Origin of the sequence: Cyclobacterium amurskyense, from assembly GCF_001050135.1 — a bacterium.
Taxonomy (GTDB): Bacteria; Bacteroidota; Bacteroidia; order Cytophagales; family Cyclobacteriaceae; genus Cyclobacterium; species Cyclobacterium amurskyense.
The window spans coordinates 238,431-250,854 of the sequence record NZ_CP012040.1 but is presented as its reverse complement, the minus strand read 5'-3'; the positions used below and the strand labels follow the sequence as shown (position 1 = coordinate 250,854).

Genomic DNA, 12,424 nt, shown 5'->3' with positions numbered 1-12,424 from the left:
AGGTCATGGATAAGCAGGTAATAGCGTTGAAAGGCCTTACGAAAAAATATGGCACTTTCACTGCGGTTAATGAATTGGATCTCACCATAAATAAAGGCGAAATATTTGGCCTGTTGGGCCCAAATGGGGCAGGAAAGACGACCACTATTCTGATGATGATGGGGCTTACTGAGCCCAGTGCTGGAACGGCTCATGTTTGTGGGGTTAATTCCACCAATGATCCCATAGCTGTAAAAAAAGTCGTGGGCTATATGCCAGACAATGTTGGGTTTTACGATAATATGTCTGCCTTGGAAAACCTGATGTATATCGGGGAATTGAATGGGATTCCACGCAGTGAAGTCGAAAAAGACGCCATAGCCGTAATGGAAATGGTCGGCTTGCCAGAAGATGCCATTCATAAAAAAACAGCAGCCTATTCAAGAGGAATGAAGCAACGCTTAGGTTTGGCAGAAGTGCTTATCAAAAAACCTCAGGTTGTGGTATTGGACGAACCTACTTTAGGTATTGATCCGCGTGGGGTTAAAGAGTTTTTGTCTCTTATTTTACGGTTAAGTAGGGAAAAAGGACTTACAGTTCTGCTTTCATCCCATCACCTTCATCAGGTGCAGCAGGTTTGTGATAGGGTTGGGATTTTTGTGAAAGGTGAACTTCTGATCGAAGGGGATATCGCTTCGCTTTCTAACCGCCTTTTTTCTGGTAAATCCTTTGAGGTAAATGTAACCTTCAAAAACCCCATTGACCTGCCATGGAAAGATGAAACAGAGTTACTTCAGTTACCTTCTATTGAGGAAATTTCCGTTGATTCCCATGATGTTTGGATCTCAGGAAGTGAGGATATTACACCTGATATTGTCCGGTTTTTGGTGGAAAAAGGATATCCTATCACAGGAGTCCAAAAGAAAGAATATGGACTAGAGGATATTTATCAAAAGTATTTTGAAAACAATATAAAGGAGACTATAAATCAATGAAAGGAATCATAAATGCGTTGGATAAGAATGCTTCTATGCGCGATGAAAATCGGCGAAACCCCTTTTGGATATTGGTGAGAAAGGAGGTCGCTGGTCATATTCGCAGTTGGAGGTTTATTATTTTATTGGTACTTATCGTGCTTACCTTTTGGGGGGCAACTGCGGTGGCCATGAACAATATTAAAGACACCGTGGCAAAGGTCAAAGATATGGAAAGCCTTTTCTTGTACCTTAAAATACTGACAACTACAGAAGGGACATTGCCACCGTTTCATGTTTTTCTTAATTTTTTAGGCCCCTTATTGGGAATCAGCCTTGGCTTTGATGCCATTAATTCGGAACAACAAAACGGTACATTGACACGGATTATGGCTCAGCCCGTTTACCGTGACAATTTGCTTTTGTCCAAATTTGTCAGCTCCCTGCTTCTGGTAGGAACCTTGTTGCTCTCGCTCTCTTTATTGATGATTGGAGGAGGAATGCTCATTACTGGGGTAATGATAGAAGTTGAAGAGCTGGTAAGAATTCTATGTTTTATGCTGCTCTGTACTGTTTATGTAGGTTTTTGGCTAGGACTTTCTATTTTACTTTCCATTGTCTTTAAACAGGCATCAACTTCTGCACTTACAGCTATTGGCATATGGTTGTTTTTCACGGTATTCTATCAGATAGTTATCAATATGGTGGTTACCATGCTAACCTCAGGTTCTGGTGAATTGTCTCAAATGCAAGTAATGCACCTCAATGAAATGATATTGAATTTTCTTCGACTTGCACCAAGTCAACTCTATGCAGATGCTACCACTACCTTGTTAATGCCTTCTGTTAGGAGTTTGGGGCCTGTTACTATGGAACAAATGGCTGGGGCCATTCCTTCACCACTTTCAATCAGAGATAGCCTGCTGATTGTTTGGCCACAATTAACAGGGCTGATAGCAGCTACTTTACTTTGCTTTGCCTTTTCTTATTACCTATTTATGAGAAGAGAAATAAGAACCTAAGCATCTCTTTTTTCCTGTTTTATATAAATAAAGCTGTTTGGAGGTTTAAGCTTTTCGTCTCAAAGATGAAACCTCCAAACAGCAACCAAGTGGCTGATTTTAAAGCGATTTCAGTACGTAATAGAATGTCTATTGCCTATTTCGGGTTAAAATTGAGGCAGTAAAATAAAGTCGAAACAATTATAATTTAAACCTTTGAAAGGCAGCATTAGTATTTGTTAATAAATACCGTATTTTTTGTCTACAATCGGATACACTTGGAGAGTATAAAGTGTCAGGCTTTTTCCGGCCTTCAAAGCTTATGGTTTTTGGAGCAGTATGGAGGGCGTTAAGAAAAAGAGTTAGCTCCTCAAAGAGATCCACTCTTTTTTAGCCTGTAATGCTGCTTCAAAAATCAAATGATGGCGCCGTATATGAAGTCTATTCTACAATTCTTTTCCATCATTTGAAATAAGATTTGACAGCCTTGACTTTTTTGGTTCGTTTTTGGGTCAAGCCAAAAATGAACAGAGAAAATGAGCAAAAACAGCTATCATGTCCCAGAATGTTGGTCTTCAACGTAAATAAAACCACCTTATTAAATTAAGTTAGATGGAATTATGCAATAGGTCTTCTGTTACGTGGGGAACCACTTCAAAATAGCCTGATTTTCTTGCGGTTACATCCCTGATTACGAATCCTTTTACATAATCCGAGTTAATGGAAAAAGAATTCCATAACTTTGCTTAGCAAATTAACTAATACGGAAATTTTATTTTCGATCAATAGGTAGCCAGAAAATGAAACAAATAAACATAAGGCACTTTTTTATCATGAGGTTATTCATAGCCGTAATGATACCTATTGTGCTTTCTCTATCCATACTGCCTTGTTGCCCTCCATCGGAAAGCTGCGCGGATGATGTTCGTCATTCTTGTACTGAGGATCCTGTACAAGGTGCTTTTCCCAGCTCGGGATTATGTTCTCCCTTCTTTACCTGTGGCCATTGTCCGGGCTTTGTATTTCAGCAAGTTGAATTCCCTCCCTTAACTTTTCAGGAGGTAAATGAAACCATTTCTGGAAATAGACCAGAATTCAAGCCTTTTATTCTAGTTAAATCCTTTTTCAAGCCACCAAAGGCTTAATCTACCTATACTAAATTGAGGTAATTTAAACCAGAATACTGACTTCTATTGGTAAAGATTTTGTCATTATTGTTGCAGAAAATAGCGCAACAAAATGGCCAAAATTATTTTATTCTCGTGGTTTTCCCAAGGGCTTACACCCTTGGCTAATAAAGTTTTACTTGAAAATCAATATAGAAGGAAGGTTGAAGCTAAAATGAGCTAGATGGATTGGCCATTGCTTATTTTCGGTTTAAATGCCCACCATTATTTTTCAATCAATCAACTATTAATTAATTACCGTGAAACACATTGTCACCATACTGTTATTGCTTTGCCTTTATGGCACTGCTTTGGCACAAAATACATTTACCGCTACGATCAAGGATGAGGAATCAAAGGAAGCCCTATTTGGGGTGTCTGTTTACTTCCCACAATTGGAGAAAGGGGCATCCAGTGATATAAAGGGAGAAGTTTCCATAGATGAAATCCCGAATGGTACTTACACAATCCTAATAACGCACTTGGGTTATGAATCCATAAAATTGGAAAAATCCTTTCCCATCAATCAGCAAGAAGAGCTGACGCTATTTATGGAACATGGGCATGAGGAAATGGAAGAGGTGGTCATCTCATCCACAAGGAGCAGCAGAACCATAGAAGATATTCCTACAAGAGTAGAGGTTATCGCGGGGGAGGAACTTGCCGAGAAAGGAAATATGAAACCGGGTGATATCCGTATGCTTCTGAACGAAAGCACAGGGATACAGACCCAACAGACTTCAGCAACCAGTTACAACTCGAGCATTAGGATTCAGGGACTTGATGGGAAGTACACCCAATTACTTAGAGATGGACTTCCACTGTATTCCGGTTATTCGGGTGGTCTAAGTCTGATGCAGATTGCCCCTCTTGATCTCAAGCAAGTAGAAGTAATCAAAGGCGCTTCTTCTACACTCTATGGTGGAGGAGCCATTGCAGGCTTGGTAAACCTAATTTCTAAAACTCCCGGTGAAGACCGAGAGCTTAATTTTATGGTGAACGGGACCTCTGCTTTAGGCTTGGATCTTAGTGGTTTCTATTCGGAAAGGTACGGTAAGATTGGAACTACCGTATTTGCTTCTTATAATAAGGGGACGGCCTATGATCCAGCAGGCATAGGACTTACAGCTATTCCTGAATTTGAACGGTATACCATCAACCCTCGGATGTTTTGGTACCTCGATGAAGCTACGGAAATTAACCTTGGCTTTAACTTTACTACTGAGGATAGGCTGGGAGGCAATATGGATTATGTCGCCGGCAAAACGGAGTCCGGATATTTTGAGTCCAATGAAACGGATCGCTTGTCTACACAGTTTGATGCTACCCATCGTTTTTCCGACCATTCCCGCATTCAACTGAAAAACAGTATTAGTTTTTTCGATAGGTCCATAGCTATACCCAGCTATGTCTTTAGTGGGAAGCAAGTGTCCTCCTTTTCAGAACTGAATTATGTCACCTTCGGCGATAAGATGGAATGGATTGTAGGGGCTAACCTATGGACCGAAAACTTTGATCAAAGACGGGGCGATCCGGACAATGACCTGGGATTTTCCAATACGACTACAGGAGCTTTCGTCCAAAATACCTGGAACATGGCTGCACAATGGACCCTGGAAACTGGATTGAGAGGCGATTACCAAAGTCAATATGGAGCCTATCTACTTCCCCGCTTTTCATTGCTGTATGAACCCAATGAAAGAATTACTTTCAGGACAGGAGGGGGACTTGGGTATAAAACACCCACCCAGTTTACCGAAGATACAGAAAGGCTGCACTTCCGAAATATTCTACCTATAGACTTTTCGGAAACCAGTGCAGAACGTTCTACAGGGATTAATTTGGATGTCAATTACAAATGGCCCGTAACAGGTGATTTAAGCCTAAGTACAAATGCCCTACTGTTTTATACACAGATCAATGACCCTATGCTATTGCAGTCAAACAATAACGGCATGTATGCATTCACCCAGCCCAAAGGGTACATCAATACCCAAGGTTTGGAAGCCAATATGAAATGGAGTTACCATGATTTTAAGCTTTTCGTAGGGTATACCTATGCTGATGTTAATGAACATTATGACAATGAAGAAAGCGAATACCCTTTGGTGGCCAAACACAGGCTGAACAATGTATTGATGTATGAAAAACATGGGAATTTCTGGATCGGGCTGGAAGCTTACTATTTCAGTCCCCAAAAGCTTTCAGATGGCAGTACTGGGAAATCCTATTGGATTATGGGCATCATGTCTGAAAAGAAAATCGGAAAGTATTTTTCCCTCTTCCTGAATTTTGAAAACATGTTGGATACCCGTCAGACCAGGTTTGATACGATTTACACAGGTAACATTAGCGATCCTCAGTTCAGAGATATTTATGCCCCCGTGGATGGTTTTGTGATCAATGGAGGGTTTAAGCTTAGTTTATAACCTTTACCCATTGAAAGCCGAATAGAGAATTGAAAAGAGAGTAAAGGTCTTGTTGGTATTGTTGTGATTTATTGACAACCATACCGACAAAACACCTTTGCCTTCGACAAGCTCAGGCGCCGGTCCTTCGACAAGCTCAGGCACCGGTAAACGATCACCTTCTCATCCCACCACCATCTCACTCGATCACCATATCACTGATCACTCCATCACTACATGGAATTTACTGATTATCAGGTACGATTTTAAATGATTTTTTTGCCGCGTAGGTTCTTCCTAGCCAGTCCTTGGCAAGAACTTCCACGGTATGTTCTCCTAAGGGGAGATCGGAAGGAATTCTGCCACTCCATATATGGGAAGAGATCAAAGCAGTGGATGGTCTTATTCCCCATGGAAGTTCTTCTGCATGGTCCCATTCATGTAGGATATCCAACAAAAATTTGTCGTATTCGGGTACAAGTTTTAAAGCTGTCCATTCGCCTTCGTCCACCCTGTATTTCACACTGTCTCTAGGTGTTCCCTGGAAAAAGTTTACGGTAATCTCCCCTCTGTATTTTTTTGCTTGCGGTACAATTTTGGGCATATGAATACTCATTTTCCAGTCGTTTTCTCCAGAAGGAACATATTCATAGCTGTAGGTATTGTTAGTTATATTAAGAAAGGCATAGCCTTTGGGTGTGCCGTCACGCATTATGCCTGAAGGGGTGCCATAGCTGTCTTTGGGGCCAATATAAATACCGCCTGAAGTGGCTCCGGGGTTGTAATGGTGATGAATACCTGCGTTGGGCCAACCTTCTTCGGTGGTGAAGAAATGGTGATTTTGGGAATGGGTGTGCCCAGAAAGAGAGAGGGTGTATTGATAGCCCTTTAACAAATTAAAGAGTTTTTGTCGGTCTCCTTCCCTGAATTGATCCGGTCCTTTTTCAAACTCATAAATGGGAATATGAAAAGCCAATACGATAAGCTTGTCTTTTGAAACATGTTTTAGATCGTTTTTCACAAATTCCAGTATGTCATTTCTAAAACCGCCTATATAGCTGCCTTGTCCGGAAGGGTTGGGGGTGATTACATCATCCAATATGATAAAGTGGGCATTGGCATAATTCAGCGCATAATTGGTAGGGCCAAAGCTGGCCTCATAGGTTTCATCTGAGAGTTTGTCTTCCTTATAGCTGTTGGTGTCGTGGTTTCCCAGCAAATTGTACCATGGAATTCCTATTTTTCCAAGTGATTGGATGTAGTTGTCAAATAAATTTCTAGCACCAAGGTCACCCAGGCTTATGCCAAAGGCAGCTCCTTTGCCCCCGATAAGCTCAGAAATTATGGCTTTCTCAAAATAACCAGCATTGGTAAGGTCATCGGCTTGGGGATCTCCAAATAAGAGTACCGAGAAATTCGGGTCTTCTTCCTGCGCAATCAATGGGAAATCTACTGATTTGGGTAGTTTGCCCGTGGGAAGAATCCTTTTTTCACCTGTATCCGGTGACCCATTGGGCTTGTGGATGTAAAAAAATTGAGGCTGATTGTTGGCGTCTACTGGCACAGCATAGCCTGCAGGCTTAATAACTGAAACGATCATGTCATCATTTGCGGGTAGGCTATAGCTTCCATCTTCATTGCTCAGACTTACCTCTTTGCCATTGGTAACCGCTACGCCTTTGATGCCTTTTTCATTTCTTTCCTTGATCGCATTGTTATTGCGGTCTTCGAATACATAGCCCGTAACAGTTTCTTGGGCAAGTACAGAGGAAAAGCTGGAGAGTTGTATTAAAAATAGGGCAGACAAAATGCCTGAACGTAGCATTGGTATTATTGTAAACATGGTTTTGAAATGAATTTATATTGTGGGAATAAAGTACAATTGAAAAGTTAGATGCTATTGAAGGCTTAATTCCGAAATCTATAAGCGTAAATTAAACGGTAATGGATAGCTAATTTCAGTAATTACAAATCTATTGTTTTTTTTATTTTTATCGACATTATGAAATTGTGAATGTTTGGAGTGTTAAGAATTTGGCAATGAAAAAATGGTCAATTTTCTATTTAGCACTGCTTTATGGAAAGATCCGGTAAAGAACAACTTTTTTATTAAGCTTTAATTTTCCTGTTGCCTAATATAAGCAAACTGTTCCAGAACACAGGAATAACATCAATAGGCTTGTATTTTAAGCCCTGGAAATTGATGGTTTTTTCCACTTATTTGAAAAGTATTAATATTCCTGAGAAAAGTGAGGGGGCTGTTTTTTGGTTTTTTTGACAAAAAAAGTCCCAAATTGAATAAATCAACTTGGGACTAGGACTGTTGGCCGACCAGGGCTCGAACCTGGACTCTTCTGGACCAAAACCAGACGTGTTGCCAGTTACACCATCGGCCAATCATAAGTTTTAAAAAGACTTGCTCTTTTTTAGTGACACAAATGTAGCAGGTCTTTTTTTTTAATGCAAATCCCATTTCAAAGAATTTTCCCTCGAATGCTTTAAAGGCCTAATTCTCAGAAACAAATTTTACCTATTTTCTGAAATAAAGTTTGATTTATTTCAAATTGGGAGATTTTGAGGTCTCCTACCCATGAATTTTGATTTTCTCTGCAAAACGAGTCCTTTAATTATCTGGGTAATTTGCCTTACAAACCTGTCATACTCACCTTGGCATAATTGTCATTTGAAAGTTATTGATTCGTGCTCAATTTGCCATTGATTTTAATTCAAGCCAATTGTTATTTCCATAATTATTTCTTTCATGTCGATCAAATCACCCATAATTGTCCTATTTCTTTTCATGATTTCCACCTCAGGTGTTTTTGCACAACAGCAATTTACCGGGACCATCATAGATAGCCAAACCAAAGAGCCTTTGTTTGGTGCTTATGTATTTTTGAAAAATATGGACGGAGAAACCTTGAAGTCCAGCTATACAGATTTTGATGGTAAATTTAAAATTGATAGGCCTATAGTTAAAGACTTTCTGATAGAACTTTCTTTTATCGGTTATCAAGTATTTCAAAAAGAAATCAAATCTCCTGAAAGCAGTGATTTGGGAGTTTTTGAGATTGTTAGTGATGGCCAAGAGCTAGAAGCGTTCGAATTGTCCGCTGATGCACTTACTGGAGAGGTCAGGGGAGATACGGTAGCATTCAATGCCAATGCTTTTAAAACCAGACCACAAGCTGATGCAGATGAGTTGGTTCGAAAGATGCCCGGTGTGGTGATCCAAAACGGAGTCATTGAGGTTCAAGGGGAGGAAGTAAAGGAAGTCTTGGTCGATGGAAGGCCTTTCTTTGGTGATAACCCTGCTGCAGCTTTGAAAAATCTTCCAGCTCAAGTTGTATTAAAGATTGAGTTTTTGGACCAAGGGAGTGAAGAGTCTAAGTTAACAGGCTTCGATGATGGGGAGACCATTAAAACAATAAATATCATTACGAAACCGGATATGCGTGCGGGTAGGTTTGGTAAGTTTTACGGAGGCTACGGTACAGACAATAATTATATTGGTGGAGGAAATATGAATTTCTTCAATGGAGCCAGAAGACTTTCCGTTTTAGGATTGAGTAATAATATCAACCAGCAGAATTTTGGAGGAGATGAGTTGGGTAGTCTTGAAAGCAGTAGTGGAGGATCAAGTGATGGTCTAACTGTAGGAGAATTACCAGGGATAACAAATACCAATGCTCTTGGAGCCAACTTTTCTGATGAGTACCTAGATGAGAAACTTAAAGTTTCCGGGAACTATCTTTTCAATGACAGAGACAATGTATTGAATAGAACTTCATCCAGAGAATATATTTTGCCGGATGATAGCCTTCAATTGTACAATGAGGACAGAAATTACCATACAAAAACGCAAAGTCATAGGTTTAGTGCAAGGATAGATTATGAAATCAACGAAAAGCATGCTTTGGTTTTGAGACCCAGAATAGGTTTGGATTTTAGAAATTCTGTAAATCTTAGGGATTCATACAATCTCTATGATGAGAATACCTTCATTAATCGGAATCAAAATGAAACCACTTCTTCTCGCGAATCCATGAGTTTTTCGAATTCTTTGAATTACAGGTATAAATTTGATAAAAAAGGTAGAGCATTCTCCACCTATATTTATACAAGTAAATACAACAGTGATAGTAATTCAGACTTAGTGGCTGTAACTACGAATTTCCAGGATTCCAATGTTGATTCTTTAATCCAATTCAAACAAAACAAGTACAATAGCTTTTATTATAATGCAGGTTTGAATTTTTATGAACCTTTAAGTGAAAAATCTAGGCTTCGATTTGGATACCGAGTTTCAAACAATAATTCTGATACCAACCAAGATGTTGAAATTAAGGAAGCGGAAACAGGTTTGATAGAGATTGACAGCACCTTGACCAATAGGTTTAAAAATAGTTATATCACACATAGGGGTGGAGCTGGTTATAGTTTTAAAACAGAAAAGCTTTCTTTCTTCACCAACCTAAATTATGAGGCTGCTTATATTGACAGTGACAGGTTGTTTCCAGGCTTTGAAAATACTCAGCGAACATTTTCCAATTTTCTTCCTAGGGCGGTAATCAATTACCAAACAGGAGAATTCAGTAATATTAGAATTGATTACAATACCGATACAGATGCACCTTCTATTGGACAATTGCAGGATGTTATCAGCAATGCCAATCCATTGCAACTTTCAACTGGTAATCCAGAGCTAAATCAAGAATACAGCCATAGGCTCTTTACCAGGTATAGGATTATTAATCCTGAGACCAATCGCTCTTGGATGTTTTTCCTTTATGGAAATATCAGGAATGATTATATAGGTAATGAGACTTTTATTGCTACTCAGGACACCCTGATTCAGAATGATGTGACCTTGGCCCAAGGAGGGCAATTTACAAAACCTGTAAACCTTGACAATTATTATGTTTTCCGAATTTATGGAAGTTATGGATTTCCACTAAAATTCATGAAAAGTAACTTAAGTATTAATTCTAGCTTTAGTACGCGGAACAGGCCAGGTATTATCAATGGGCAATTGAATAACAATAAAAACACCTCCTACAGACAGGGAATCAATCTAAGTAGTAATATTAGTGAAAGTATTGATTTTAATCTGTCCTCCAGAGGAACATTTAATTGGGTAAGGAGTAGTTTGCAAGAGAGTTTGGAGAATAATTATTATACGCAGAGTACCAAGGCTGACCTGTTTTGGAATTTTGTTGGAGGAGTTTTCGTAGGTACAAGTGTAAACCATCAGCTTTATACTGGCTTGGGTGATGAATTTGATCGAAGTATCCTATTGACAAATATGGATATAGGGTATAGAATTCCGCCTAGCAATAAAACCGAACTGAAACTTACCGTTTTCGATTTGTTCAATCAGAATGCAAGCATTAGTAGAAATGTAACAGATGTCTATATTGAGGATGTTAGAACTCAGGTTTTAAGACAGTTCTTTATGCTTACGGTTACCTACAATCTTCGAAGATTTGGAGGTTACGACATGGCCCTGTAATTGGAGATAAATTTGAGATTAATTCAATAGGCGACTCAATAATAGGGCGCCTATTTTTTGTTGATTATTTCAACTTTATAGATTTGTATAAAATCTTCTTCCTTTTCAGAATTTAATTTGGATAACCACCATAGCTTTCCGTCGCGCACCAAAAATTGACGGTGATCTAATTTATCGGGCAAGGCTAAGCTTTGTATGGTTTCGCCCTGATGGTTCATAAGCAAAAGGGTATTGGGGTATTTCCCTTCCATTTTATATTTTTCTTTGTTCATAGAATCGTATCCTGGGTTATAGGAGGCGATCAAATAATCTTTGTAAGCTTTAAGGGTATAAGTACGGCCTGCAGACATATCGATAGCGATGGATTTGGGATCTGCCTTTCCTCTATCTTCTCCTTCACCCATTGTATAATTGGGGTAATCGATGCGTTTCCTGTCTAGCAATTGGTGTGGTGAATGAATGTCATACACGTTAAGGTGGGGATCCGTTCCGGCAATGACAAACAATTTATCTTCAAAGATGGTAAAGCATGGATTCATTTCCGAAATTTCATAGGACCGTCTTGAGTTCCGGAAAGGACTGTTTTTTTCAAGATTGATAATCCGTTCGGCAGTTCCTTTCTCGGGATCAAATTTCACTAGTAGTTGAAATTGATCATAATATTCGTCTTGTGTTTTGTTATATTCACCCCATGCCACGAGCCCTTTTTGAAACAATATTCCATTGTGTTCCATTAATTCCGAATCGGCGGCAGCTCGTCCTGCAAAGAAAGGAACCTCTTCCTTAAATGGTTTGTGCTTGGCCAGATTTCCTTTTGAATCAAATTCGAAAAAGCCCTTTTGTGACACGAGAGAAATGTGTTCGTTTTCTTTAATATTGGCGGTGCTCCATAAAAATCTGCCGTAGCTATCCTTTTGGTCACCACCTTTGTCCATGTTTAGTAAAGGATTGCCATTGAAATCGGTCATTAAAATGATGCCTCTTTGCCTATCATGAAGCAATAGCCTTTCCATTTTGGGCTGGATATCCATTAAATCAAGTAATCCTAAATAATCGATGCGTATGCTATCGGTAATTTCAATTGATAGGTTTGTAGGCGTTTGCGTTTTTCCTTCTTGGCAGGAAAGTAGTAGGAGAGATAGGACGCCAATAGATAGTAAGGTTAGGTGTTTGGATACGTTCATGGTGGTTTTTTAACAACTAAAATAATAATTATACACCTAATTAACAAGGTTGTTTGTTGTTTTTATTTTTTTAACCTTCTGAAATTAAATGACGTAACTCATTTGTTGATTTCCGGAGTTTGCAAATATGGTTTTGGGTTTATTCTAGATGAGTGTGATAAATATCGATTTTTACTTCCGTATTTCTGTAATAATTGGAA

7 protein-coding genes and 1 tRNA gene are annotated in these 12,424 nt (G+C 39.1%); 5 read left to right on the top strand and 3 right to left on the bottom strand.

Annotated elements, in window-relative coordinates; genetic code table 11:
- The first annotated feature begins 5 nt into the window (after positions 1-5).
- The 4 genes from CA2015_RS00970 (at position 6) to CA2015_RS00955 (ending at position 5,549) form a co-directional block, all read left to right on the top strand.
- Entirely contained in the window at positions 6-974 is a 969-nt protein-coding gene (locus CA2015_RS00970; RefSeq protein ID WP_048640197.1) for an ABC transporter ATP-binding protein, read from the top strand.
- A complete protein-coding gene (locus CA2015_RS00965; RefSeq protein ID WP_048640196.1) occupies positions 971-1,975 on the top strand; it encodes an ABC transporter permease in 1,005 nt (334 codons plus the stop codon). The genes CA2015_RS00970 and CA2015_RS00965 overlap by 4 nt, the downstream gene beginning before the upstream one ends.
- 812 nt (positions 1,976-2,787) lie before the next feature.
- The gene (locus tag CA2015_RS00960) at positions 2,788-3,099 is read left to right on the top strand and encodes a hypothetical protein (protein ID WP_157470237.1); all 312 of its coding nucleotides are present in this window, start codon (positions 2,788-2,790) and stop codon (positions 3,097-3,099) included.
- 281 nt (positions 3,100-3,380) lie between these two features.
- Complete coding sequence (locus CA2015_RS00955) at positions 3,381-5,549, top strand: TonB-dependent receptor (RefSeq protein WP_048640194.1); 2,169 nt, start codon at positions 3,381-3,383, stop codon at positions 5,547-5,549.
- A 223-nt stretch (positions 5,550-5,772) separates the two neighbouring features.
- Here the strand turns inward: CA2015_RS00955 and CA2015_RS00950 are convergent, their stop codons facing one another.
- Together CA2015_RS00950 and CA2015_RS00945 are read right to left on the bottom strand one after the other, a co-directional pair.
- A complete protein-coding gene (locus tag CA2015_RS00950; protein WP_048640193.1) occupies positions 5,773-7,371 on the bottom strand; it encodes a calcineurin-like phosphoesterase C-terminal domain-containing protein in 1,599 nt (532 codons plus the stop codon).
- A 480-nt stretch (positions 7,372-7,851) separates the two neighbouring features.
- Positions 7,852-7,924, bottom strand: a tRNA-Gln gene (locus CA2015_RS00945).
- Positions 7,925-8,289: 365 nt separating this feature from the next.
- Here CA2015_RS00945 and CA2015_RS00940 point away from each other — a divergent pair.
- Positions 8,290-11,040, top strand: coding sequence for an outer membrane beta-barrel protein (locus tag CA2015_RS00940; protein ID WP_048640192.1), 2,751 nt, complete (start codon positions 8,290-8,292; stop codon positions 11,038-11,040).
- 50 nt (positions 11,041-11,090) lie between these two features.
- Here the strand turns inward: CA2015_RS00940 and CA2015_RS00935 are convergent, their stop codons facing one another.
- Entirely contained in the window at positions 11,091-12,224 is a 1,134-nt protein-coding gene (locus CA2015_RS00935; RefSeq protein WP_157470234.1) for a hypothetical protein, read from the bottom strand.
- Between the last annotated feature and the right edge of the window lie 200 nt (positions 12,225-12,424).

Excerpts from the sequence above, each read along its gene's own strand:
- CA2015_RS00970 (WP_048640197.1), top strand. The coding sequence starts at position 6 with ATGGATAAGCAGGTAATAGCGTTGAAAGGCCTTACGAAAAAATATGGC.
- CA2015_RS00965 (WP_048640196.1), top strand. The coding sequence starts at position 971 with ATGAAAGGAATCATAAATGCGTTGGATAAGAATGCTTCTATGCGCGAT.
- CA2015_RS00960 (WP_157470237.1), top strand. The coding sequence starts at position 2,788 with ATGAGGTTATTCATAGCCGTAATGATACCTATTGTGCTTTCTCTATCC.
- CA2015_RS00950 (WP_048640193.1), bottom strand. The coding sequence starts at position 7,371 with ATGTTTACAATAATACCAATGCTACGTTCAGGCATTTTGTCTGCCCTA.
- CA2015_RS00940 (WP_048640192.1), top strand. The coding sequence starts at position 8,290 with ATGTCGATCAAATCACCCATAATTGTCCTATTTCTTTTCATGATTTCC.
- CA2015_RS00935 (WP_157470234.1), bottom strand. The coding sequence starts at position 12,224 with ATGAACGTATCCAAACACCTAACCTTACTATCTATTGGCGTCCTATCT.